This window comes from Streptococcus oralis, assembly GCF_026782285.1.
Taxonomy (GTDB): Bacteria; Bacillota; Bacilli; order Lactobacillales; family Streptococcaceae; genus Streptococcus; species Streptococcus oralis_CG.
Map to the genome: position 1 here is coordinate 585,976 of NZ_JAKUWG010000007.1, position 25,547 is coordinate 611,522.

Here is a 25,547-nt window from a genome sequence, read left to right on the forward strand (position 1 = left end):
TTTAAAGTGTTTCTAGCAGTTCTTGCATCTGAACATCATCTGGAATCAGTTTTAAATATACCTCTGCTTGCATCTTGGCTTCTTCAAAATACCCCAATTCACGTAAGAGATAAGTATATTGCTCCAGAAACTCTGGATTATCCTTAAGGTCAGATGACAGTTCTTGATAGAGCTCATATGCCTTATCTAAATCCTCGATTTCCTGGTAAGAACGTGCAATCATCCACTTGGTCAGGGCGTTTTCAGGTTCTTGACTTTGGAGAGCGATAATATCCTCAAACCGCTCTTGTTCCATATAAATGGTTGCGAGACGAAGAAGAATCTCTTCTGTATCTTCTGCATCTTCTTTGGCAGTAAGGAGAAACTGCTCTGCGCTATTAGGATCATGCAATTCATACGAAAACTGAGAAGCAGCTAGTAAGAGCCGAGTTTCAAATGGATTTTTCTCCAAACCTTGTTTAGCGATACGGAGAGCTTCTTCTATCTGATGTTCCTTGTGCAAAGCTTGACTATAACCATACTCATATCCTTCAAAATCTGGTGAAATGGTATCAATCTGCTTAAAGTAAAGAACAGATTTTTGATACTCTTCTTGGTCAAAGTAAAGACTAGCCAGTTCAAAGGCAATTTGGTCATCGTATTCTAGTTCTAAAGCTTTTTCTAAGAATTCTGTAGCAGCTTCAAACTTGCCTAACTGGGCATAAGCGTAGCCGATTCGCTGATAGGTTGAGACACCCGTTTGCTCGTAGATGGAGCGATTGTCTAATTGAGCATAGCCCTGAATGGCTTCCTGATAATTTCCTAACTCACTATCCAACTCAGCCAGACCAAAAACTAATAAGGGATCATCTGAGTATTTTAGGGCTTCCAGTAACTTTTCACGCGCTACATCTGTCAATCCTTCCAACTGATAGAGGTCAGCCTTCAAGGCCAAAGCCGATACATACCAATCACTATCAGGTGTGATTGCCTCAAGGTAAGCAAAAGCTTCCTCAACATTGCCATCCTCGCTAGCAATGCTAGCTAAGTTCAGATTCACTTCTGGAAATTCTGACACGATGTTTAGATAGATTTCCTTAGCTTGGGGATAAAAGCCGATTCCTTCAAGATAACTAGCTAGTTCGTAGAGAACTTCGGTCGAATCCGTTTCGAGGGCTTTATGAAAATACTGATCCGCTTTGGTTAAATCCTGTTCATCCAAAGCCTGGAGCATGCGTTGACTATTGTTCACTCTTGATTTCCTCCCCTTCTTCATACAGACCGCTGACTTTTTTATACCAGTTAAAGAAAGCAGAGATGACCACCTTAGCTGAGGCATAGACTGGAATTCCCAGTAAGACTCCCCAAATACCAAACATAGATCCTGAAGTTAGGAGAACAAAGAGAACATTGATGGGATGAATATTGAGCTGACTACCTAAAATAAGAGGCGATACGAAGCGTCCTTCAATCGTTTGTTCCACGATAAAGACAATGACTACTTTCAAGAGCATGACAGGTCCTGCGATTAAACCTAAAACAAGGGCAGGAAGCATGGCAAGGAAACTACCCAGGTAAGGTACTAGATTGAGGATACCAGCCGTAATACCAAGAGTCACAGCATATCTGAGACCAATAATCTTAAAGAAAATAATAAACATGATGGCTACAATAATAGCAACTGTAACCTGTCCTCTAACATAGTTTGACAACTGTTTATTGACATCCGATAGGACTTCACCCGCAGGTTCTTTTAACTTCGTTGGAATAAACTTAGTCAAATAATCTCGCAAACCTTTTCCATCGCGCAAGAGATAGAAGAGCATAAAGGGTACGATAATGACCGCTACAATCACCTGAGAAACACTACTGATAAAGGCGCTGACCCAGTTGACGGCTTGAGAAGAAATTTTGCTGGCCCATATCGTTGCTTCTGTAGAAACATTTGCAAGAACCTGCTCCAACTGAGGTCTAAAATCATCTGGCAAGCGTTTGGTTACAAGGTCATTGATAACCATATCAGCATCCTTAAGATAAGTCGGCACATTCTTCGCAAAATTTAAGACTTGGCGTTGCAGATTTGGAATAGCGACTGCCAGACCCCAAATGATAAAAAGTCCAATAATGACAAAAACTATACTGATAGCAAGAACGCGATTGATCTTGTGTTTCTCCATCCAGTCAACAATCGGATTGAGGAGATAGTAAAGTAAACCAGATAAAATAACTGGCAACATGACAACCCCTAAAAAATCCAAAACAGGTAAAAAGATAAAACTAATCTTACTTAGAATAAAAATGTTTAGCCCCAGTAACAAGGTTACTAAAAATACAGTGATGGCTTTATTATCTAAAAACCACTTAAAAAACCAAGATAGGCTAAAATGTTTCTCTTTATGTTCCATAAATACATCCTTTCTGTCATTCTCTCATTATACCATTTTTAATTTAAAATAACTCTTATTAAAGTGCTTACATAGATTAAATGAACACTTCCAGACTGTCATTTTGTGGTATAATGAACTTATCATTATTAAGAGGTATGGACATGAAAGAAACTGTTTATTTTGGAACTTATACTCGTCGCTTATCTAAAGGGATTTACAAGGCAGATTTTGATACAGAAACAGGCCAGCTTGCAAATCTTGAACTCTTTGCCGCTGAACCAAGTCCGACTTACCTTGCCTTTGACCAACAACAACATTTATACACCGTAGGAAGCCAGAATGACTTGGGTGGAATCGCTGCCTACAAGACAGATGGTACTTTGTTAAATCATGTGGTTGAAGAAGGCGCTCCCCATTGTTATATTGCAGTGGATGAAAAGCGTAGTCTCGTTTACGGAGCCAATTATCATAAAGGTCAAGTTCTGGTTTATAAGCGTCAAACGGATGGTAGCCTCATCCAAACGGATCTGGATCAGCATAGCGGACAAGGTCCTCATGAAAACCAAACTTCTCCACATGTACACTTTACGGATCTAACACCTGATCAGTATCTCGTCACATGTGATCTAGGTACTGACGAGGTGACGACCTATGATGTTAGCCCAGAAGGAAAACTAAGTAAACTCTCTACCTATCACAGCCAGCCTGGGGCAGGTGCTCGCCACATCGTTTTCCACCATCACTATAAGATTGCCTATCTCATTTGCGAACTTAATAGTACCATTGAAGTCTTGATTTACGATGGGGTTGGTGAATTTGAACGCATGCAAGTCATTTCAACCTTACCAGATGGATACGAGGATTTCAATGCTACTGCAGCCATTCGTCTTTCAAAAGATGGTAAATACCTTTATGCATCCAATCGAGGTCATGATTCCATTGCCGTCTATACAATCCTCGCTGATGGCAGTCTGGAATTATTAGAGATCGTACCAACACATGGACAAAATCCACGTGATTTCGACCTAACTCCTGATCAAGAGTTTCTCATTGCTGTTCACCAAGATTCTGATAATGCAACCGTCTTTAAGCGCAATCCTGAAACTGGCCGTCTTGCGGAGCTTTCTAACGACTTCCATGTTCCTGAAGCAGTTTGCATCAACTTCCCACATTAAAAAAAAATGAACTTGAGTTTCAAGTTCATTTTTTGATTATAATTTATTTCCGACATTGATACGGTTAATGGCACGTTGAAGAGCAATCTTAGCGCGTCGTTCTTGGTCAATTAAGTGCTTGTCTTGAGCTTCTTCGATTTCACGTTCAGCGCGAAGTTTCGCACGTTCTGCACGACTGATATCGATATCACGAGCGCGTTCTGCTGAGTCTGCTACGATGGTAATGATGTCATTGGCAATCTCGATAATCCCTCCGTTCACTGCAATCCAGTTCACATGAGTATCATCATCGATTCGTTTTACCTTTACTTCATCAACCGCTAAAACCGCAATCATATTTTCATGTCGTGGCAAGATCCCCATCTCACCATCCAGAGTTCGTACCGATACAAAGCTGGCATGGTGATCATAGACGAGGCCATCTGGTGTCACGATCTGGACAGTTAACTGAGCCATAGATCACCTCTTAAAATCCCATTTTCTCTGCCTTAGCAATGACGTCTTCAATTGAACCAACTCCACGGAAGGCATCTTCTGGCAAGTGGTCATGTTTACCATCAAGGATTTCCTTGAAACCACGAACTGTTTCTGCTACTGGTACATAAGAACCAGGTTGGCCAGTAAATTGCTCCGCAACGTTGAAGTTTTGTGACAAGAAGAATTGGATACGACGGGCACGTGCAACCAAGGTCTTTTCTTCATCAGAAAGCTCATCCATACCAAGGATAGCAATGATATCTTGCAATTCGTGGTAACGTTGAAGGACACGTTTGACTTCAGCAGCAACTGCATAGTGCTCCTCTCCAACAATCTCAGGTGCCAAGGCACGAGAGCTTGAAGCCAACGGATCAACGGCTGGATAAATCCCCAATTGTACCAATTTACGCTCCAAGTTAGTCGTTGAATCCAAGTGAGCGAAGGCTGTTGCTGGCGCAGGGTCAGTATAGTCATCCGCTGGCACATAGATAGCCTGGATAGAGGTTACAGAACCTTTCTTAGTTGATGTGATACGTTCTTGCAATTGACCCATTTCCGTAGCAAGCGTTGGTTGGTAACCAACGGCTGAAGGCATACGACCCAAAAGGGCAGATACTTCCGAACCAGCCTGAGTGAAACGGAAGATATTGTCGATAAAGAGAAGAACGTCCTGACCTTCTACATCACGGAAGTATTCGGCGATTGTCAAACCAGTAAGGGCAACACGCATACGGGCTCCTGGTGGTTCATTCATCTGACCAAATACCATAGCTGTTTTCTCGATAACGCCAGATTCTTTCATTTCCCAGTAGAGGTCGTTCCCCTCACGAGTACGTTCCCCAACACCAGTAAATACGGAAATACCACCGTGTTCTTGGGCAATATTGTGAATCAATTCTTGGATCAAGACGGTTTTACCAACTCCGGCACCACCGAAGAGTCCAACTTTCCCCCCTTTAAGGTAAGGGGCAAGAAGGTCGATAACCTTAATCCCAGTTTCCAAGATTTCAGATGAGGTAGACAATTCATCAAAAGTTGGAGCTTTCTTATGAATTGGCTGACGCTCAGCGTCTTCAGCGAAAGGAGCATCCAAGTCAATGGTATCTCCCAAAACATTGAAGACACGTCCCAAAGTTTCTTTACCTACTGGCACAGAGATTGGACGGCCTGTGTCCAAAACTTCCATTCCACGAGTCAAACCATCTGTTGATTCCATGGCGATAGTACGAACCATACCATCACCCAACTCCAAGGCTACTTCAAGGACGATTTTTGTTTTTCTTTCGTCATTTTTGTAGACGACAAGTGCATTGTTAATCTCAGGAAGTGGTTCCCCAGCTGCAAACAAAACGTCTACAACAGGTCCGATAACCTGAGCAATTTTACCTGAACTCATCTCCTTCTCCTATTCTATATAAGATACTGTCAGTTCCTAGCTCAACTAGGTCCTAATACTCTTCGAAAATCAAATTCAAACCACGTCAGCGTCGCCTTACCGTACTCAAGTACAGCCTGCGGCTAGCTTCCTAGTTTGCTCTTTGATTTTCATTGAGTATAAGTTCATTTTCATACGAGCTGGACTAGAGCCTATTCTAAAGCACTAGCCCCCGCTACGATTTCTGTAATTTCTTGTGTAATCGCCGCCTGTCTGGCACGGTTATACTGGATTGTCAAATCATTGATGACCTTTTTGGCATTATCGGTCGCCGTTTGCATTGCTGTCATACCTGCAGCATTTTCAGCTGTCTTGGCATCGATAATAGCCCCGTAAATCATACTTTCAGCATACTGTGGCAACAACTGCTCTAGAATCTCATCACGGCTCGTTTCCAACTCAAAGGTCAAGCTATACTCTTCATCCGCTTCATTTGGATCCAAGTCAACAATCGGAAGCATTTGTTCCACACGCATTTGACTTGTGAGAGTATTAACATGATGGTTGTAGCAGACATACAATTCATCAAAAAGTTCGTTTTGGTACATCTCAATCGTTTTTGAAATAATTTTACGAACTTCATCAAAACTAGGTTGATCTGCCAAGCCGCGTAGTTCATAGATTGGCTGAATACCACGAGCCTTAAAGAAATCAGCTCCCATCCCACCAATACAGATGATCTCAAAACCTTTACCATCTGGATGGTATTCTTCTTTCAACTCCATAACGGCTTTAAGGATGGAAACATTATAACCTCCAACCAAGCCACGGTCTGAAGTGATGACAATATATCCTGTCTTTTTGACTGGACGACTAATCAACATAGGATTGGTTGAACCACCAGCTCCATTTCCATGAAGGATATCTGTCAATAGTTTACGAACCTTTTGAGCGTAAATTTGGAAGTTGCGCGCTGCTTCTTCAGAGCGACCTAACTTGGCAGCCGATACCATTTGCATAGCATTAGTGATTTGACTAGTATTTTTTGTTGAGGCGATTTTTGTTTTAATATCATTTAGAGATACTGCCATCTGACACCTCTATTCTTATTGGAAGCTGGATTGATTGAGAAACTCTGTAATCGCAGCATCCAAGACTGATTCTTCTGGCAAGTCTTTTGTTTCACGAATGGTTTCCAAAATCTCTGGATGTTGTGCATCAAAGAAATCATGGAACTCTTCCTCAAAACGAACAATGTCATTCACTGGAACTGCATCCAAGAATCCGTGTGTCAAAGCATACAGGATGGTAACTTGTTTCTCAACAGGCAAAGGCTTGTGAACTGGTTGTTTCAATACTTCTACCGTACGACGTCCGCGGTTCAACTTAGCCTGCGTTGCTGCATCCAAATCCGAACCGAACTTAGTGAAGGCTTCCAACTCACGGTATGAAGCAAGGTCGATACGAAGTGTACCAGCTACTTTCTTCATGGCTTTGATTTGAGCGGAACCACCTACACGAGATACAGATGAACCCGCATCAATAGCTGGACGAATCCCTGCATTAAAGAGACCATCTCCAAGGAAGATTTGCCCATCTGTAATTGAAATTACGTTGGTTGCGATATAGGCAGAGATATCTCCTGCTTGCGTTTCGATAAATGGTAGGGCTGTGATTGAACCACCACCAAGTTCATCAGAAACTTTAGCTGAGCGCTCAAGCAAACGGCTGTGGAGGTAGAAAACATCCCCTGGGAAGGCTTCACGACCTGGTGGACGACGAAGCAAGAGAGAAAGTTCACGATAAGCTACCGCTTGTTTTGAAAGATCATCATAAACGATCAAAACATGCTTGCCTTGGTACATAAATTCTTCTGCCATAGCCACCCCAGCATAAGGAGCTAGGAAGAGCAATGGAGATGGTTGTGAAGCAGAGGCTGTCACAACGATTGTGTAGTCCAAGGCACCGTACTGACGAAGTGTTTCTACTTGCGTACGAACTGTTGATTCTTTTTGTCCAATCGCTACATAGATACAGATCATATCTTGCCCTTTTTGGTTCAAGATAGTATCAATTGCAATAGTTGTTTTCCCTGTCTGACGGTCACCAATAATCAACTCACGTTGACCACGACCAATCGGTACAAGGGCGTCAATAGCTTTCAAACCAGTTTGCAATGGTTCTGATACAGACTTACGTTGCATAACGCCAGGAGCTGGCGCTTCTACTGGACGAGTTTTGTCAGTATGGATTTCTCCAAGACCATCAACTGGACGACCAAGTGGGTCGACAACACGTCCGATCAGGCTATCACCCACAGGGACTTCCATGATTTTACCTGTACGGCGAATGGTATCACCTTCACGAATATCTGTAAAGTCTCCAAGGATGATAATCCCAACGTCTGTAGACTCCAAGTTTTGCGCCATCCCATAAGAGCCGTTTTCAAAAATCAACAGCTCTCCACTCATGGCATTTTCAAGACCGTGAGCACGCGCAATTCCGTCCCCGATATAGGTTACAACACCTGTTTCAGACACATCAAAATTGGGTTTGAAATTTTCAATTTGTTGCTTAATTAAAGCGCTGATTTCTTGTGCGTTAATTGCCAAAAGAACACCACTTTCTATTTCAAATTTTCTTTAACAACTCGAAGTTGTTGTTTAATACTCACATCAATTGTCTTGTGATTAGCAAAAATGACAAAACCTCCAATGAGACTTTCATCGAATTGTTCCTTGATACTCCGAACTTTCAGAGCCATTTTTTTCTCTATCAACGGAATCAAGCGTTCCTTCTGTTCATTTGTTAAAGGATGAGCTGAAGAAATCGTTACTTCAAATCGATTCGTTTCTTTTTCAAGTCGATTCAAACAATCTACAATAATATCATAAAAAAGATTTGCTCTGTGATTGTAAATCAGAACTTGAATAAAGTTTTGCATTAATGGTGACACAGAGTCTTGGAAAAAACGCACTGTTTTTTCCTTATCTGACTCATCTACTGCCACTTGAGCCAAAAAAGAAGGCAAGTCTGTTTCTTCTGCAACTTGCTTGATTTGAGACAAGTCCGGAAAGATTTGATCTTCTTCTCCTTTTTCGATTACTAATTGGACAAAAGGCATGCTGTATTTTTCAATTACCTTTGCTGTTTTCTTGTCCATTAGGCTTCTCCTAGCTGATCGATATACTGATCAATGAGTTCCTTATGAGCATGACTGTCAAGGTTTTTTGAGATGATTTTAGCAGCTAGACTAATTGTCAAATCTGCCACCTCGCCCTTAACACTTTGCAAAGCCTCAGCTTTATTCTGAGCAATTTCTTGATTCGCCTTCTCTTTTAAGCGACCTGCTTCTAATTTAGCATCTGCCAGAATATCTGCTTTACTCTTCTCTGCAGTCCCTTTAGCATTTTCAATGATTGTTTTGGCTTCGTTGCGACTACCAGCCAATTCATCTTCACGTTTTTGAGCAAGAGTTTCTGCTTTTTGACGAGCCTGTTCAGCTCCATCAATATCAGCAGCAATTTTATTTGCTCTTTCTTCGAAGACACTTGTCAAGTTTGACCACGCATATTTCTTAACTAAGACAATCAAAAGGATAAAAGAGCCAGCGATTAAAATAAAGTTACCAATTAATTCACCTACTGTTACGTGCATCTGTTACTCCTTTCTACTCTTCATCATTAATTTTATTTCCTAGATACATAGAAGACAAGACTGTGAATACATAAGCCTGAACACAGGAAATAAACACAGAAAACGCCGTCCAGACTAGATTGGTAACAAATGCAACTGGATACCAATAAAGAGCCTGATGAGAAAGAGTGATAAGCAAACTAGCCATCACTTCTCCGGCAAAGATATTTCCGAATACCCGCAAAGCAAGTGATAGGAAATTCGTGACTTCTTCAAGGAGATTCATCGGTGTCATAAAACCTGGGGTAACAAAGCCTTTCAGATACTTTTTAATACCACGTCGACGAATTCCTTCTATATGGGTCATCAGGATAATTCCAAATGACAAGGCCAAGTCAAATTGAAGATTAGCAGTTGGCGATGTCCAAAGGTTTGTACCATCTGTAGTTTGAAGTTTAGCCATCAAACCAAGATTGTTTGCGATAACCATAAAAAGAAATAAACACAAGTAAAAGAGTGAGTAATCTTTCATGTACCGTGAACCTACATTAGGTTCTGTAAATCCGACTACGAAGTCATAGAGATACTCCAGTACATTTTGCTTTCCATTGGGTTTCACGGTCATATTCCGACTTGCCCAATAGATAAAGCCAAAAATAACGACTACTGACAGCAAGGTCAATACTGTCAAGGTCAAATCAAAGGTAACAGGACCAATATTGATGGTTGGATTGATACTTTCTTCCATCTAAAATCCTCCCTTTTCCAATTTATACTTCTCTTTATTTGATGATAAATGAAAAGACAAGAGTTACAAAGAAAGTTCCTTCAATAAAGGCAATCCCCATGATCATCAAGCTACGCAATTGTGGAATGATGTCTGGTTGGCGAGCTGCTGATTTGAACAAACCGTTCATCAAAAATCCTTCTGCAAGGGATACACCCATACAGGCAAGACAAAGACCGAAAAATGTTAAATTCATGATGAATTCTCCTTTTATTTAAAATTTACTTACTTAGTTTAGTCCTAAAATTTTGATTTGTCAACTTTTTACTCACGTTGAAAGCGTTTCAGATAATTTATTTCTAATTTTACTATTTTTAGTACGATTGTATAGAAATTTTTAACCTGTTTCCATAAGAAATTCCGTATTTTTACTAAGGTTTCTGAAGCAAAATAAAAGACCCAAGCTTAAAAAATTGGATCTATTTTTGTCTATTTAAAATAAAATGAATGATGCTGTTTGCAACCTGGATTAAATGGGACACTACAATAAGGACAAGCCATCTGTTTTTGGTATTCTTGGAAAGTCATTGTCCTCTTACAAACCCCACATAAAATCGGTTGATCCTCAGTAAGCGCCAAGGGATAGGGCGAAAATACATGCGTTTCTATAGTATTATGACACTGATAGCAAGCATAGTATTTCTTACACTCATAACACTGAAGGGAAACGATGTCCTTTTCGCCATGGTAATGAATACATCTACTCTCATCATCAACTAACAAACCTTGTGCTTGATTCATTCACTTTTCCTTCTCTAGGCACGAACTGTAACGCTTGTTCCGTCTTCCTTATAGAGGTTAATGAGACCTTCTTTGAGAGCGCGGACCATGTCCCCTGCTTGAACAGGTTGTGGAACCTTAATGGTCAAGAGTTCCATCGGATTTGGGGCGCGGTCAATTTTATTACCCTTGGCATCATGAAGATCTTCGATATAAGTCTCAAAATGACGGAAACCTGGTCCATAAAACTCCACTTGATCGCCTTCGTTGATGACATTTCGTTGACGAATGGTTGCCGTTTGAGTCGAATCATCATAAGAAACGACTTCAGCGACAAACTTGTACTCAGGGATTTTACGACGTGCACCAAACAACTGTTCATTTTCTGTCGGTGTACCATAGTAGAATCCTGTTGCCAATTCACGTTGGGCAACCTTCCACATCTCATCCACCAAGTCTTGCTTGATGGCTTCAAACTTCTCAGGACTTTCAAGATAAGCATCTACAGCCGCCTTGTAACAGTTTGTTACTGTTGAAACATAGTGAATGGACTTCATACGACCTTCAATCTTGAGACTGTCTACACCGTTTTCGATCATATCTGGAATATGGTCAATCATGGACATGTCAACGGCTGACATTGAAAATTCTTCTGGAATTTCACCTTTAAGACTCTTACGTTCTTGGCCAAAGGGCATATCGTAAAGATCGTATTTCCAACGGCAAGACTGAGAGCAACCACCACGATTTGCATCTCGCATACTCATGTGGTTTGATAGCGTACAGCGACCTGAGTAAGAAATACACATGGCTCCATGGACAAAGGCCTCAATCTCAACATCAGTACGTTTGCGAATCTCTGCCAATTCTTCCATTGATACTTCACGGGCCAAAACCACGCGAGTTAGACCAAGTTCTTTCCAGAACTCTAGAGTTTCATAGTTAGTGGCACTGGCTTGGGTTGAAAGGTGGATTTCAAGACCTGGTGCTTCTGTTGCTGCAATCATAATCAAGGCCGGATCTGACACGATAACTGCCGCAATCCCGATGTCACGCAACTTACGGAACCATTCTCCAGCACCAGCTTCGTTTCCTTCGTGCATAACCATGTTAGCAGCCACATAAACCTTAGCACCGTACTTGGCAGCGAACTGCACGCCTTCTTCCATCTGTTCAAAGGTGAAGTTTCCTGCACGGCTACGAAGACCATAAGCTTGCCCACCGATAAAGACAGCATCCGCACCATATTGAACAGCTACTTTCAGCTTTTCTAAAGTCCCTGCAGGTGATAAAACCTCAGGACGTTTTAATGTTTTTGTCATTTTTTCTCCTATTTGCAATATAAAAGTTTGACGTTTTTCCTTCTCATTTTATAGTAAATAATAGATAAAATCAAGCCTAGACAGATTGTTTTGACAATTCTAATCTTTTCTAAAACAAAAAACTAGCCTTTCTAGACTAGTTATTTTCAAGATAAAATTCAAAGCGTTCGCCCACGTATTGACTCTTTACATATTCGAAAGCCGTCCCATCTTCAAGATAAGAGACCTGAGTCAAGGCTAAAATGGCATGCCCCTTTTCGACTTCTAGATAGTGAGCAATTTTTTCCTTAGCCAATCTCGCATAAATGGTCTGTTGGGATTTGCCAATCCGGTAGCCATGTTGCTGCAAGGTTTGGAAGAAATGACTGGTGATTTCTTCTTTTTTGAAATCCTTAATAAATTTCTCAGGAATGGATGCGACTTCATAGACTAGTGGAACTTGGTCAGCGTAACGCACCCGTTCCATGCGGATAATATTCTCTGTTGGAGTAATCCCTAGCTTAGCCACTTCCTGCTCGTTGGGAATGGTTCTTCTATAAGAAATGAGTTGACTGGAAGGAACTTTCCCCTGAGATTTGACAATCTCTGTAAAACTGGTTGTTCCTCGCATTTTTTCTTGGACACGAGTGCTAGAGACAAAGGTTCCACTTCCTACACGACGCTCCAAAACTCCTTCCTCAACCAAGAGAGAGATAGCTTGTCGCAAGGTCATCCGACTAACCTGAAACTGTTCCGCTAAATCTCGCTCACTTGGAAGTCTCTCTCCGATTTTCCAATGATGCTCATCTATATCCTTCTTGATCTGATCGTGGATTTTCATATAAGCTGGTAACATGATTTTCACTTCTTTTCTATATTTTCTCTATTGTACCGTATTTGCTAAGAAAAAGTCAAACTTTGCCTTGTTTAGTTGGTAATTCACCCCTATTTGTGATAGAATATTGGAAAAGATATTTCTTTTGAGAAAGGAAAAAGATGAGCAACATTTCAACTGATTTGCAAGATGTCGAAAAAATCATCGTGCTGGACTATGGTAGCCAATACAACCAGCTGATTTCACGCCGCATTCGTGAAATTGGTGTTTTTTCAGAGCTAAAAAGTCACAAAATCTCAGCTGCAGAGGTTCGTGCGATAGACCCTGTAGGAATTATCCTCTCTGGTGGACCAAACTCTGTATATGAAGATGGTTCATTTGATATTGACCCAGAAATTTTTGAACTTGGCATTCCAATTTTGGGAATCTGCTACGGTATGCAACTTTTAACTCATAAACTTGGAGGAAAAGTTGTTCCTGCAGGTGATGCTGGCAACCGCGAGTATGGTCAATCACCCCTTACTCATACCACTTCTGCCCTCTTTGAAGGGACTCCTGAAGAACAGATTGTTTTGATGAGCCATGGCGATGCTGTTACAGAAATTCCTGCTGACTTTATTCGTACAGGAACTTCTGCTGACTGTCCTTATGCAGCCATTGAAAATCCAGAAAAGCACATCTATGGTATCCAATTCCACCCAGAAGTTCGCCATTCTGTATATGGGAATGATATTCTTCGCAACTTTGCCCTTAACATCTGTAAAGCTAAGGGTGACTGGTCAATGGACAACTTCATCGATATGCAGATCAAGAAAATCCGTGAAACTGTAGGCGACAAGCGTGTTCTTCTCGGTCTATCAGGTGGTGTTGACTCTTCTGTTGTTGGAGTTCTTCTTCAAAAAGCAATCGGTGATCAATTAATCTGTATCTTTGTAGACCACGGTCTTCTCCGTAAGGGAGAGGCTGATCAAGTTATGGACATGCTTGGTGGTAAGTTTGGTTTAAATATCGTCAAAGCAGACGCTGCAAAACGCTTCCTTGACAAACTTGCTGGCGTTTCTGATCCTGAGCAAAAGCGCAAAATTATCGGTAATGAGTTTGTTTATGTCTTTGATGACGAAGCAAGCAAACTAAAAGATGTAAAATTCCTTGCTCAAGGAACGCTTTACACTGACGTGATTGAGTCTGGTACAGATACTGCTCAAACCATCAAATCACACCACAACGTGGGTGGTCTTCCAGAGGACATGCAGTTTGAGCTGATCGAACCATTGAATACCCTTTACAAGGACGAAGTTCGTGCTCTCGGTACAGAGCTAGGCATGCCAGACCACATAGTATGGCGCCAACCATTCCCAGGACCAGGGCTTGCTATCCGTGTCATGGGTGAAATCACTGAAGAGAAACTAGAAACTGTTCGTGAGTCTGATGCTATTCTTCGTGAAGAAATCGCTAAAGCTGGTCTTGACCGCGATATCTGGCAATACTTCACTGTCAACACAGGCGTTCGTTCAGTTGGTGTTATGGGTGATGGTCGTACGTATGACTACACGATTGCCATTCGTGCCATTACTTCTATCGATGGTATGACTGCTGATTTTGCCAAAATTCCATGGGAAGTTCTTCAAAAGATCTCAGTACGTATCGTAAATGAAGTAGACCACGTTAACCGTATCGTCTACGACATTACAAGTAAACCACCAGCAACCGTTGAGTGGGAATGATGGAGAGGCTTGATTTACCTTCAAAATAGCGATTCTACAGCAGTTTAGCAGGAACAAAATAGTCTAAAAAGGGTGTATCTTCGTTTGATTCCCCCCTAAATCCCCCCGAAAAGTTAGTTAAAAATTTTTTTGACCAACATTTTTGGAGGGATTTTTATAATAAAAAGTACAAAGTATTTTTATAGCACGTAATTTTATTTTTCAAATGTAAAAAATATATATGATTTCTAGAGTAAAATTTTATGATGTAAATGACTTATCTATCGGTTTCTATTTTCCAAGAATTCAAGAAATTTTAGATGCTTATTTATCGAATTCTTATAGCCTAAATTCTTTTTTGGAAGCCCTTGAATTTTATAATATTATCAAATTCATAGAAAATGAGGTTTTTTCAATTGACTGGTCGCTAAGCTATATTGAAGAAATAAAGAAATCTCTTCCTTCGATGATTCAACTACAAAATAATTATTTTGGTTCTGCTCCGAAAGATGAGATTTTAAATAACATAAAACTTCTACAAAGCGAATATAACTATCGTGAAGACTTTTTTGAGATATTTACATTATTTAACTATGGTCAAAAAATTAGTGAAGTAGAGTTTGTGCAATATTTTATAGAATCCAATCTACATTTATGTCATCTCTTAAAAAATACCTATTTTCTAAAAAAGTATCCTACTTTCATTAAGCAATTTTTTCTGAGTTCACCCTCTCATCTTGAAATATTACTCGATAATTTTGTAGATTCAAATTCATGTAAAAATGTTATCCCAAGTAATATCACAAATTTAGAGTGGAATGATTTAATTGAAAAATATATTTGTGACCCCGATGTGAATATAAATTATTTAAAAATTTTAAGAAACCCTATAAAAGGTTTCGATAAGAATAGATACTTTCAACTTACAGATAAACAAAAACTGTTGATTGACAAAAAAATTCAAGAATTTAATTCTAGTTTTAATGATAAGGATTTTGGAATTCAAGTTGATATTAGAGTATATACAAAGAAGGAAGCGTACTATTACGCAATTAAAAAGAGTAGGGAGCTTCATATTGAGGGAATTGAAAAAGGTTTGTATAATCCTATTGCAGTCGCAACAGGTGGAGCTAGGCCAAAACAATATGAATATACATTATCAACTTTTATAGATAGTGCTAAACTTTTTGAAAAACATAATTTTCAAAATATATTAGACTATTTTTGTAAAGACTTTGAACTGAGCACAAGTGTTGGTACTTTTGCATTAGCAAGCTTTCCTCAATTAGAGATGGGGGTACTTGAAAGAACGTTAGGCATTTCGACTAGAAATCACTATAAATTTGGTTTTTACTTCTCAGTCAAGCATCAACTATACGTGATGAAACTGATTGCTTTATCAAAAATACTACAGAAATTCAGTCTAAGAATTGAAGATTTCATTACTTGGTTTTTCGATATTTTCCTGACTAATCAGTACGGTATTGATTGGATACATTTTGATGTGCCTTCAATTTCAGAAACAACGGGAAATAAAACAGCAACACTTTTTAGAATCGAAGAATCATTAAGAAAACAATACAAATTATTGAGTGAAGAAGGGCTTATTGATGTAAATTTATATAATATTACTTCTACTCCTTCAATTGAATCTTTGCAGAGTTTTACTAAAAGAAAATACTTCTCAATGAATAATTCAGATAATAATATTCAACAGATTGTTAATTTATTATTCTCTGACCAAAGTCCTATTCATTTTATTAATGAGGAATACAAAGGAAGCAACTTTAAGGAATTAATTTCACAACAATGCTTGAGTTATGCAAATTTTCATGAATATCAAATAGATTACATAAAACTACTAATAGATGCTGGAATTTGCCAAAATGATACAGGTGTTATATCTTTTAAAGATATGTCCCAAATAAGTCTTTTAGAAAAAATATTCTTATATGGCTCTGTTAATAGTATATCTTTATCTGAATCTGAAAAACTCAGTGCTGATAGGATGCTTGATAATGGATGGTTAATATTTTCGGATACCTTATTTTCAATTCAAGAAATTAATTATTTGAATTTTGTCCTAAATAACAAATCATATGACAATAGCTGGGGAATCAGAAATAAGTATTTGCATGGAGTACCTATTTATGATTCTATTCAGCAATATGAGTATGAATATCATCTCATTCTGCTCATATTAATTTTCTATATTATCAAAATAAATGAGGAACTCAAACATCGTAGTTATTGCTAACCAAATTCATTCACAAATAATATTCTACTGATTAACTATCGGAGCTTTTTATGACTACAATATTCTTTTCATGGCAATCTGACTTACCGAATAAAACAAATAGAAATTTAATTGAGAATTCTATAAAATTAGCATTGAAAAAAATGAACCAAGATTCTCCGTACTCTCTTATCACTGAAATTGACAGAGATACAAAAGGTGTTCTAGGTAGTCCAGATATTGTTGATTCAATATTAACCAAAATTGATAAGTGTGGCCTATTTATAGCAGATATATCAATTATAAACAGTAGTTTAAATGGTAAAAGAACTCCTAACCCTAACGTATTATTTGAATTAGGATATGCAGTAAAGTGTCTAGGGTGGGATAGAGTTATTTGTGTGTTCAATTCTGATTTTGGCGATGTTTCAGAACTACCTTTCGATTTACGTAATAGACGAATTCTAACTTATGAAACATCCAATATTTCCGAAACAAGGAAAAAGTTAGCTGATATATTTAAACAAATAATTGATAAGAATTACTATACTTTAGAACAAGTCCAAGAAGTTAGTGACTTTTATAGTATAAAAATCTATTCATGCTTTATTAATATCATATCAAGAATTATAAAGGTTTTATATGGAAGTGAAACTGTCTGCTCTTTTGAAGCAATTACTAATGTTTTAAATATGACTCCTACAGAAATAAATAGACAACTTTCGCATGAATTGCTGGGTTTTAACTTATTTACAAGCTATGACGAGCAAATTAAAATATTAACAAACGAGTTAGATAGAATCACCTCTATTAATATGTTTAACACAAACCTGTATGTACCCATTATTAAATTAATTAAGGAATTAAAATCCCATAATCTTTTTATTAATAGAGAACATTTTTTTGAAAATTTTAAAGTAAATACACCCATTATGAATGACTATAGTATCATTCATAATAGTGATAATAACGAAATTCCAAATAGATATGCTCTAGGAAAGAAAATTGATGCCAATAGAGCAAAAATCGTAGATTTCACCGATATTAAACGAACTGACCATGTTAAATTTGCTTTAACTCACTTCTGTTTAGATGTAAATACATATAACGTTTACTATAATCATTATGTTTGTATTCTTAAATATATCAATGAGTTTATTAGTAATAATGATGGGAAATTTTTAATTGACAATACAGAAATATTAATAAAAAATGTAAAAAAACTGTAATTAGATGATTAATATAAAATATTACTTACAAACTTACAAGAATAGAGCCTGATAGATTACATATCAAGCTCTATTTTTTGGTTTATTCTATTTACTTAATATTACTGTTTCACCACTATCTCCTGCTAAATCAGGCATTGTTACAGAATCTCCAGAAACTGAATATTTCAGCTCAGTACCATTGTTATCACTGATAATCTGTTTGTCTGTATCAATAGCTACTTTCTCGGAATAGAGGTACTTCACATTATTGCCTCTCTCTGAAAGGAGATTGATATTAAATATGTTTTCATCACCACTTACTTTTAGTTCGTAATGCAATGTCAATTCTTCGTCTTCGAATCCCATTTCAGAACCATCAATACCGCTTTTTTCGTATGAATATGTTCCTGATAGCTGACTATCATTAGTACTTGTACAGTGGTGCTGATAAAGAGATAGCTCAACTACTTACAAATGCAATTACCATACAAACCGCATCAGAAACAAGAGTAAAATTTAATTGAAATCAACATATGAAAAAATCAATCCCCCCGAAAAATCCCCCATTGAAGTATATAACCCTTCTAAACCCTTGATTTACAAGGGATAGGGATATACCAGTCTCAATTGAGTGGGAGTAGAGTTTCCTATAAAATAAAAAATAATACTGCTGGAGCATGGACTACAGTGGTATTATTTTTTATAATTTCAATATTAGGAAAATTTCTCGACTCTCAACTCCTCTTTTTAAATCCTTGAAACCATGCTATAATATAGTAAGTATAGCTCCAATAACCTAATGATAAAGATTTCTTACATCATCCGTAAGTGTTATTCTACTCTGATTCATATTATAATGAAAGTAACAAAAGATGGAGGTATTTCACATGGAAACAATTTTACGAGTAGAATCATTAAAAAAGCATTATGGAAAAGAGTCGAATATCACCAAGGCCTTGAACGGTATATCTTTTCAAGTTGTCAAAGGTGAGTTCTTAGGGATTATGGGGAGCAGTGGATCTGGAAAAACAACCCTTCTTAACTGTCTCGCTACTATCATCAAGCCAACTGACGGCTCCATTCAAATGCAAGAAAAGGATTTAGGTCAATTAAAAGGTAGTCAGTTAGCTGATTATCGTGGCAAGGAAATTGGCTACCTCTTTCAGAATTTTGAGCTTTTGGACAATCTGACAGCCAAAGAAAATATTTTACTCCCCTTGTCTTTGCACAAGGTCGATGCCAACGAAAGCAAGGTTCGGTTAGAATTGCTTTCCCAATATCTTGATATTTCTGAACTTCTGGATAAGTTCCCATCTCAATTATCAGGTGGTCAACGGCAAAGGGTAGCTGCTGCGCGCGCCTTGATTTTAGACCCTAAGATTGTATTTGCGGATGAGCCCACAGGGGCTTTGGATTCAAAAAATGCAACTATTTTAATGCAAAAATTATCCGAAATGAATCAAGTTGAAGAAACCACCATTCTCATGGTGACCCACGATTCAGTTGCAGCTAGCTTTTGCAACCGCATCTTGTTTATCCAAGACGGAAAACTATTCCATGAAATTCGACGCGATTATCCAAGAGAGAGTCAAGAAGACTTTTACCACAGAATACTAAAGGTCATGGCTGCACTGGCTGGAGGTGATGGCAATGTTTTCTAAATTAGTTTCAAGAAATAGCAAGAGAGATCGAAAGAATAATGGTTTGTACTTCAGTTCCATGGTTCTTTCTATCATCTCCTTTTACATCATCCTTTCTTTATCTCATCAAGATGTGATGGTATTTCTAAAACAAATAGAGAGTCATGCTGTAGATAAACTCTTTAGCATGATTCCCATTCTTTATGTTGCAACGCTCTTTATTCTCTTTTTTCTAGTCTACTTTGCAAGCAGTATGCAGATGGACAGAAGAAAACATGAATTTGGTGTCTATCTCACACTGGGAATGCGAAGAAGCAGACTGTTCTTGCTACTCCTGCTCGAGGATTTGAGAAACAGTGTCCTTGCTCTCGGAATAGGCCTTCCAATTTCTATCTTGATTTCAGAACTAATCAGCCTAATAACCGCTAAAATTGTGGGACTAGGGATTATTGAACATCAATTTTCTCTATCTACCACAGCTCTACTCTATACAGTCATCGGCTTCCTAGCCGTAAAATTAGCTGTTTTTGTCCTTTTAAGTGCAAAGACGGCCAATATGGAAATCGGAAACCTGCTATCCTATTCTCCTTCTGGGATGAAGAAACTACTCCCAAAGGGTGTGTACCTTCTTGCTTCTGTCCTCGGGATTTTGCTTCTAGGAACAGCCTATTACATGGGTATGAGTGGACGAGCTTGGAAAAGTGTCATAACCATGGGCATCACTGTTTTCTTGGGGACTCTAGGAACTATCCTCCTCTTCTTTGGTATGCGTTTATTTATAGACTTTTTGGTCAAGCTTGGAAGCAATCGAAAACTTCATGCCTATAATTTTAGACAGATTCAGGAATTAGTTATCCAGCGCTCAACTATACTGGCTATCTGCTCCCTCTTAATCTTTTCTGCCTTGTGCCTCTTTGGAGCAGGCGTTGCTATTGCAAGTGGCAATTCAGGCAATCAAATCCACGTATTGGATTATACATTTAGAGACAACAAGCAGGAAACAGATGAAAATCTTGATGTAAATACAGTAAAAAAAGAGCTTGAAGCTGCTGGTCTAGCATCACAGTTTTCAAAGATTCTGCAAATCAAAGTGGGCATGCCTAAAGAACACGAGTCCGTGTCCTTCGAAGAGGTCATCAAGGAGTTGAAAAAGCAAAAAGGCAGCAAGAACAAGGAAATTTTGCTCCATAAATTTAAACAGTCTACTACTTCTCACCTCATACCAGTTTCCGAATACAATGAACTTAGAAAGGCTGCCAATCTCCCTCCTCTAGAATTAACTAGCAAGGAAGCCTACTTGTATATGGGGAAAGATTTTCTCCCGGATGAGAATCTCGTCAACTCTGTTCTGAAGACGAAGCCTCAAATCAAAGTCATGGAAAATGATGTAAAATTGATTGGAGAGGTGGAGTCTTTACCGATTGTAACGGATCGTGAAATCACCCTCTCTGTTGCCCTCATAGTCCCAGATGAAGTCTTTATGAACTATACAGACGGTCACTACTCGAACTATGTCAGCGGTATCTTGGCTCCTGAGCTAGTCAAAGAAAAAGGTCTGATGAGAGCTATCTCAGATACCAATGAAAAGCTAAATCAAGCCTCTCTTGGCTATGAAAGCTATATACAAAATATGGGAAGACAACTATTTTACATTATCTCTGCCAGCTATATCACTATCTATCTAGCTATCATCTTCCTTGTTGTGGCAAATACAATCATTGGCGTTCAATTTTTGATGGGACAAAGACAATCCTACAGACGATACCAAACCTTAATCCATCTCGGAGCCAGCTATGAAACTCTTTGTAAATCGTCAGAAAAGCAAATCAATTGGTATTTCGGTCTGCCAATAGCCCTTGCACTTATCAGTAGTAGCTTCGGAGTGGGCTCCCTCCTCACAGGAATAGTACCAGCCAGTGCAAGAATGGTCATGGGGCAAAAATTTATCACAGCCATGCTGATAGTACTGCTCTTAGCAGGCTTTGAAGTCATCTATATCAGAATTGTAAAGAAAAATAGCAATAAGTACTTGTTGTCCTTAATGGAACCCAAAAGAGATGAATAAGGTAGAATAAATTAAGAAAAGGAGGAACCAATATGAAGCATATTCTGGTTATTGAAGATGAAGCCTTGATTCGAGATGAAATTGTCATCTTGTTAGAGAAAGCGGGGTATCAAGTTGATAAGTTGACAGACTTCAAAGATACAAGCCAGCAAGTGCTGCAATACGATACGGATCTAATCATACTGGATTTGAATTTGCCGGGAGAAACAGGTTTTCAAATTTGTAAAAATCTCAAGTCCAAACGCTCTGTGCCCATATTGGTTCTCACCTCCCGTGAACAACTAAAAGATGAGATTTACGCCCTAAAATTAGGGGCTGACGAGTACTTAACAAAACCTTTCAAGAAAGAAAGATTCTTGGCTCGTATAGAAAACATCTTGAAACGCTATGAAGGCAGACAAAATCTACTTGAAAAAGATAATTTCCTGCTGGATAGAAATACCTATACCCTTTATATCAATGGACATTCGATTTTACTCCCTCAAAATCAAGGGAAATTGTTAGAAACCTTATTAGTGGCAACTGATTCTGTCGTCACAAAAGAAGAATTGAGCATGAAACTGTGGAATACAACTGAGTTCATCGATGAAAATGCCCTACAAGTAAACATTGCAAGGCTGAAAAAGGTGATGAAACAGGCTGGCATTGCCCTTCAAGTCAAATCCGTCAGAGGTATTGGTTACAAGCTAGAAGAGGTAAGTCCAGATGAAACAGAATCTTAAATATCTAGCTACTTACCTGCCTTGGTTACTTGTTCTCTTAGCATTTGATCTATTTACAGCTGTCCTGCTTTGGCTTTCAGATGTGAGAATGTTTCAAGCCCTCATTCTTCTCTATATTTTAGCCACCGTCCTGCTCTTTTTCATCCTATCACTCCTACTGATAAGAAAAGAAAGAAAAAAATCCGCTACCTATAAAGCCTTCATAGCCAATCCCAAGACGGATACTGAACTTGAATTATTGCATTTATCAAGTTCCTCAGAGAAAGAAAGCATTGAACAAATGGCAGATACACTTTATCAAAAGCAGGCTGAAATAGGAAAACTCAACTCATTACTAGCCGAGTACGAGGACTATGTTGAAAAATGGGCGCATGAGATTAAACTCCCTCTATCGCTTCTTTCCCTCCTTTTGGACAATCAAAGTGACCAGTTGCCTGAGGATACAGCTTTTAAGTTGGACTATGTGAAGAATCAAATCCAAGGAAATGTATCGCAGATCCTATTCTACTACAGGGTGAAAAGTGAGAAAAATGATTTTCTATTTGAAGATCTTGATCTAGAAGAATGTATCCAAGATCTATTGGAAAATTTTGATCCCTTACTCAAAGAAAAGAATTTTACGATTCAGCTAGAAAATATACAAGGAACCTGCTACACCGATCAACGCAGTTTTGAATTTATCCTCTCCCAAATCCTCGCCAACGCCCTTAAATACAGCTCTGACAAGCCCGAACTCAGTATTTCTATGTCAAAGAATAAGGGACGTACAAGTCTGATTATTAGGGATAATGGTTGCGGAGTTAAAGCTTGCGACCTCCCTCATATCTTTGAAAAAGGATTTACAGGTGATTCAGGTGAGACAAGGAAAAAATCGACAGGCATGGGTCTCTATCTGGTCAAACAATTAGCAGATGCTTTAAAAATCGACATCACAGTAAAATCCGAATGGCTGCAAGGATTTGAAATCTCTCTTTCTATTTAATCAATTTTTCGATTAAGAAAATTGCCTAATCATAGAAAGTACATATTTTATATAAAAAAGGAAAGCACTTCTGCTTTCCTTTTTTATTTGCGTTTCTTCTTAGCTTTTTTCATTTTATTCGCCATGCGTTTCATAGACTGTTTCATGGCAAATTCACCAATTTTACCTTTAAGTCCGCCACCGAACATCTGGCTCATATCTGGCATTCCTGCTCCTCCAAGAGCTGACAAGTCAGGCATACCACCTTGCCCCATCATGCCTTCAAGGGCAGACATATCCATGCCTCCCATATTTGGCATATTCTTAGGGAGGTTATTTGGATTGATTCCCATCTGCTTCATCATCTTGTTCATATCGCCAGACATGACACCTTGCATGAGCTGTTTGGCCTGGTTAAAGTCTTTGATGAATTTATTCACTTCGATAAAAGTATTTCCAGATCCAGCAGCAATACGACGACGACGACTTGGATTTAACAAATCAGGATTTTCACGTTCTTCAGGTGTCATAGAAGATACAATGGCACGTTTGCGCGCAATCTGGCGCTCATCCACCTTCATATTTTGAAGGGCAGGATTGTTAGCCATACCTGGAATCATCTTGAGCAAATCTTCCATTGGCCCCATGTTTTGCACCTGATCCAACTGATCGATGAAATCATTGAAATCAAAGGTGTTCTCACGCATCTTCTCAGCCATTTCAAGGGCTTTTTGCTCATCGTATTCTTGAGAAGCTTTCTCAATAAGAGTAAGCATATCCCCCATGCCGAGGATACGGCTTGACATACGGTCTGGGTGGAAGGTTTCAATATCTGTAATCTTTTCACCCGTACCAGTGAACTTGATTGGTTTACCAGTGATGTGACGAACCGATAGGGCCGCACCTCCACGTGTATCCCCATCAATCTTGGTAAGGATAACCCCAGTCACTTCTAACTGAGCATTAAACTCACGGGCAACATTGGCCGCTTCTTGACCAATCATAGCATCAACGACGAGCAGAATTTCGTTTGGTTGAGCCAAGGCTTTTACGTCACGAAGCTCATTCATCAAGAGTTCGTCAATCTGCAAACGTCCTGCCGTATCAATCAAGACATAGTCGTTGTGATTGGCTTGTGCTTGCTCCAAACCTTGACGAACAATCTCAACCGCTGGAACTTCAGTACCAAGAGCGAAAACAGGCACATCTATCTGCTGTCCAAGTGTTTTCAACTGATCGATGGCTGCTGGACGATAGATATCCGCCGCAATCATCAAAGGACGAGCATTTTCTTCCTTCTTGAGTTTGTTGGCTAGCTTACCAGCAAAGGTTGTTTTACCAGCCCCCTGCAAACCGACCATCATGATAATCGTAGGAATCTTAGGTGACTTGATAATCTCTGCCGTATCAGAACCTAAAACAGCTGTCAGTTCCTCATCAACGATTTTAATAATCTGTTGGGCAGGATTGAGGGTATCAATGACCTCGTGTCCGACTGCACGTTCACGAACCTTCTTGATAAAGTCCTTTACAACAGGCAAAGCAACGTCGGCTTCAAGCAAGGCCAGACGAATCTCTTTAGTCGCTTCTTGGACATCCGCCTCAGAGATTTTTCCTTTTTTACGTAGATTTTTAAAGACGTTCTGTAAACGTTCTGTTAAACTTTCAAATGCCATTTTTTTCTCCTATTTACTCAATTCAGTGGAAATCGTCCGAAATGTTGCAAACACTCAAGTTCTTCGGGTGTGATTTCTTTCATGATTTCATTTGGATATCCCCAACAGCTAAAACCTATTTTCATAGCTTTGGAGATATCATTGGGCGAGATAATCTGTAGTCGAGTAGGAAATGATTCCTCTGCGGCTAATAGTTTGCAAGGTAATCCTTGATAAATAACTAGACTGCCCATGATTACTCCCGATTGTCAATACTTGTTAAAATTTCTATCTGCTCCTGTAGAAAGTCATCCTTGGGATAACGCTCCAAGATCTGGTCAAAAATCTGACTGCGGACAATGTAGTCTGAGTACATGTGTAATTTCATCTCATAGTCTTCCAAAATCTTTTCTGTCCGCTTGATATTGTCGTAAACAGCTTGACGACTAACACCGAACTCTTCAGCAATCTCAGCAAGACTGTAATCATCTGCATAGTAGAGTTCAATATAATTCATCTGCTTATCTGTCAAAAGCGCAGCATAAAATTCAAAAAGCGCATTCATGCGATTGGTTTTTTCGATTTCCATAACTTTTATTATACCAAAAAATCTATCATATCGCTATACTAGAAAGCCTTCTTAAAAAAAATAGAATCATAACCACCTGTCTAACGGGTGGTT

At 38.9% G+C, this 25,547-nt stretch carries 25 protein-coding genes; 8 read left to right on the forward strand and 17 right to left on the reverse strand.

Annotation, left to right across the window (positions count from 1 at the left end):
* Window position 1: 1 nt before the first annotated feature.
* Both MK403_RS08045 and MK403_RS08050 read right to left on the reverse strand, forming a co-directional pair.
* The gene (locus tag MK403_RS08045) at window positions 2–1,231 is read right to left on the reverse strand and encodes a tetratricopeptide repeat protein (protein WP_268709529.1); all 1,230 of its coding nucleotides are present in this window, start codon (window positions 1,229–1,231) and stop codon (window positions 2–4) included.
* Window positions 1,221–2,384, reverse strand: a complete 1,164-nt coding sequence (locus MK403_RS08050; RefSeq protein WP_268709530.1) for an AI-2E family transporter — start codon at window positions 2,382–2,384, stop codon at window positions 1,221–1,223. The genes MK403_RS08045 and MK403_RS08050 overlap by 11 nt, the downstream gene beginning before the upstream one ends.
* A gap of 143 nt (window positions 2,385–2,527) precedes the next feature.
* Between MK403_RS08050 and MK403_RS08055 the strand changes: the two genes are divergently transcribed.
* Entirely contained in the window at window positions 2,528–3,541 is a 1,014-nt protein-coding gene (locus tag MK403_RS08055; RefSeq protein ID WP_268709531.1) for a lactonase family protein, read from the forward strand.
* 36 nt (window positions 3,542–3,577) lie between these two features.
* On the opposite strand, the gene MK403_RS08060 is transcribed toward MK403_RS08055, so the two are convergent.
* From MK403_RS08060 to MK403_RS08110, 11 genes are all read right to left on the reverse strand, one after another.
* A complete protein-coding gene (locus MK403_RS08060) occupies window positions 3,578–3,997 on the reverse strand; it encodes a F0F1 ATP synthase subunit epsilon (protein WP_000068036.1) in 420 nt (139 codons plus the stop codon).
* A gap of 10 nt (window positions 3,998–4,007) precedes the next feature.
* Window positions 4,008–5,414 carry a F0F1 ATP synthase subunit beta gene (gene atpD, locus MK403_RS08065; RefSeq protein WP_125395032.1) on the reverse strand — a complete coding sequence of 469 codons (1,407 nt, stop codon included), beginning with the start codon at window positions 5,412–5,414 and terminating at the stop codon, window positions 4,008–4,010.
* A 191-nt stretch (window positions 5,415–5,605) separates the two neighbouring features.
* On the reverse strand, window positions 5,606–6,484 hold the full coding sequence (locus tag MK403_RS08070; RefSeq protein WP_268709532.1) for a F0F1 ATP synthase subunit gamma: 879 nt from the start codon (window positions 6,482–6,484) through the stop codon (window positions 5,606–5,608).
* A 15-nt stretch (window positions 6,485–6,499) separates the two neighbouring features.
* Window positions 6,500–8,005, reverse strand: coding sequence for a F0F1 ATP synthase subunit alpha (gene atpA / locus MK403_RS08075; protein ID WP_268709533.1), 1,506 nt, complete (start codon window positions 8,003–8,005; stop codon window positions 6,500–6,502).
* A gap of 14 nt (window positions 8,006–8,019) precedes the next feature.
* Window positions 8,020–8,556 (reverse strand): F0F1 ATP synthase subunit delta, encoded by a 537-nt coding sequence (locus MK403_RS08080; RefSeq protein WP_268709534.1) that lies wholly within the window; start codon window positions 8,554–8,556, stop codon window positions 8,020–8,022.
* On the reverse strand, window positions 8,556–9,050 hold the full coding sequence (gene atpF / locus MK403_RS08085) for a F0F1 ATP synthase subunit B (protein ID WP_000558545.1): 495 nt from the start codon (window positions 9,048–9,050) through the stop codon (window positions 8,556–8,558). The genes MK403_RS08080 and atpF overlap by 1 nt, the downstream gene beginning before the upstream one ends.
* A gap of 13 nt (window positions 9,051–9,063) precedes the next feature.
* A complete protein-coding gene (gene atpB / locus MK403_RS08090; RefSeq protein WP_125399420.1) occupies window positions 9,064–9,777 on the reverse strand; it encodes a F0F1 ATP synthase subunit A in 714 nt (237 codons plus the stop codon).
* Window positions 9,778–9,811: 34 nt separating this feature from the next.
* Window positions 9,812–10,012 (reverse strand): F0F1 ATP synthase subunit C, encoded by a 201-nt coding sequence (locus MK403_RS08095; RefSeq protein ID WP_001054552.1) that lies wholly within the window; start codon window positions 10,010–10,012, stop codon window positions 9,812–9,814.
* 233 nt (window positions 10,013–10,245) lie between these two features.
* The gene (locus tag MK403_RS08100) at window positions 10,246–10,557 is read right to left on the reverse strand and encodes a CHY zinc finger protein (protein ID WP_268709535.1); all 312 of its coding nucleotides are present in this window, start codon (window positions 10,555–10,557) and stop codon (window positions 10,246–10,248) included.
* A 14-nt stretch (window positions 10,558–10,571) separates the two neighbouring features.
* Window positions 10,572–11,858, reverse strand: a complete 1,287-nt coding sequence (locus MK403_RS08105) for a peptidase U32 family protein (protein WP_268709536.1) — start codon at window positions 11,856–11,858, stop codon at window positions 10,572–10,574.
* Window positions 11,859–11,994: 136 nt separating this feature from the next.
* Entirely contained in the window at window positions 11,995–12,693 is a 699-nt protein-coding gene (locus MK403_RS08110; protein ID WP_000936178.1) for a GntR family transcriptional regulator, read from the reverse strand.
* A gap of 140 nt (window positions 12,694–12,833) precedes the next feature.
* Here MK403_RS08110 and guaA point away from each other — a divergent pair, with 140 nt between their 5' ends.
* The 3 genes from guaA to MK403_RS08125 all read left to right on the forward strand — a co-directional run bounded on the left by guaA (window position 12,834) and on the right by MK403_RS08125 (window position 17,840).
* Window positions 12,834–14,396: a glutamine-hydrolyzing GMP synthase gene (gene guaA, locus MK403_RS08115; RefSeq protein ID WP_268709537.1), complete on the forward strand. Its 1,563-nt coding sequence runs from the start codon at window positions 12,834–12,836 to the stop codon at window positions 14,394–14,396.
* A gap of 220 nt (window positions 14,397–14,616) precedes the next feature.
* On the forward strand, window positions 14,617–16,632 hold the full coding sequence (locus MK403_RS08120) for a hypothetical protein (protein WP_268709538.1): 2,016 nt from the start codon (window positions 14,617–14,619) through the stop codon (window positions 16,630–16,632).
* Between the two features lie 50 nt (window positions 16,633–16,682).
* Window positions 16,683–17,840, forward strand: coding sequence for a hypothetical protein (locus MK403_RS08125; protein WP_268709539.1), 1,158 nt, complete (start codon window positions 16,683–16,685; stop codon window positions 17,838–17,840).
* Between the two features lie 87 nt (window positions 17,841–17,927).
* Here MK403_RS08125 and MK403_RS08130 read toward each other — a convergent pair whose 3' ends face one another.
* Window positions 17,928–18,188, reverse strand: coding sequence for a hypothetical protein (locus MK403_RS08130; RefSeq protein ID WP_268709540.1), 261 nt, complete (start codon window positions 18,186–18,188; stop codon window positions 17,928–17,930).
* 521 nt (window positions 18,189–18,709) lie between these two features.
* Between MK403_RS08130 and MK403_RS08135 the strand changes: the two genes are divergently transcribed.
* From MK403_RS08135 to MK403_RS08150, 4 genes are read left to right on the forward strand one after another with little or no spacing between them, the layout of a single operon-like run.
* Window positions 18,710–19,483 carry an ABC transporter ATP-binding protein gene (locus tag MK403_RS08135; protein WP_268709541.1) on the forward strand — a complete coding sequence of 258 codons (774 nt, stop codon included), beginning with the start codon at window positions 18,710–18,712 and terminating at the stop codon, window positions 19,481–19,483.
* Complete coding sequence (locus MK403_RS08140) at window positions 19,473–21,527, forward strand: FtsX-like permease family protein (RefSeq protein ID WP_268709542.1); 2,055 nt, start codon at window positions 19,473–19,475, stop codon at window positions 21,525–21,527. The genes MK403_RS08135 and MK403_RS08140 overlap by 11 nt, the downstream gene beginning before the upstream one ends.
* Window positions 21,528–21,559: 32 nt before the next feature.
* Window positions 21,560–22,249, forward strand: coding sequence for a response regulator transcription factor (locus MK403_RS08145; protein WP_173258467.1), 690 nt, complete (start codon window positions 21,560–21,562; stop codon window positions 22,247–22,249).
* Window positions 22,233–23,231, forward strand: a complete 999-nt coding sequence (locus tag MK403_RS08150; protein ID WP_268709543.1) for a sensor histidine kinase — start codon at window positions 22,233–22,235, stop codon at window positions 23,229–23,231. Before MK403_RS08145 ends, MK403_RS08150 begins: the two co-directional genes overlap by 17 nt.
* A gap of 83 nt (window positions 23,232–23,314) precedes the next feature.
* On the opposite strand, the gene ffh is transcribed toward MK403_RS08150, so the two are convergent.
* Genes ffh through MK403_RS08165 form a run of 3 tightly spaced genes read right to left on the reverse strand, consistent with a single transcriptional unit; the run spans window position 23,315 to window position 25,454 of the window.
* Complete coding sequence (gene ffh / locus MK403_RS08155; RefSeq protein ID WP_000863610.1) at window positions 23,315–24,886, reverse strand: signal recognition particle protein; 1,572 nt, start codon at window positions 24,884–24,886, stop codon at window positions 23,315–23,317.
* A gap of 17 nt (window positions 24,887–24,903) precedes the next feature.
* Complete coding sequence (locus MK403_RS08160) at window positions 24,904–25,119, reverse strand: 2-oxoglutarate:acceptor oxidoreductase (RefSeq protein ID WP_268709544.1); 216 nt, start codon at window positions 25,117–25,119, stop codon at window positions 24,904–24,906.
* A 2-nt stretch (window positions 25,120–25,121) separates the two neighbouring features.
* On the reverse strand, window positions 25,122–25,454 hold the full coding sequence (locus MK403_RS08165; RefSeq protein WP_000402066.1) for a putative DNA-binding protein: 333 nt from the start codon (window positions 25,452–25,454) through the stop codon (window positions 25,122–25,124).
* Window positions 25,455–25,547 lie beyond the last annotated feature (93 nt).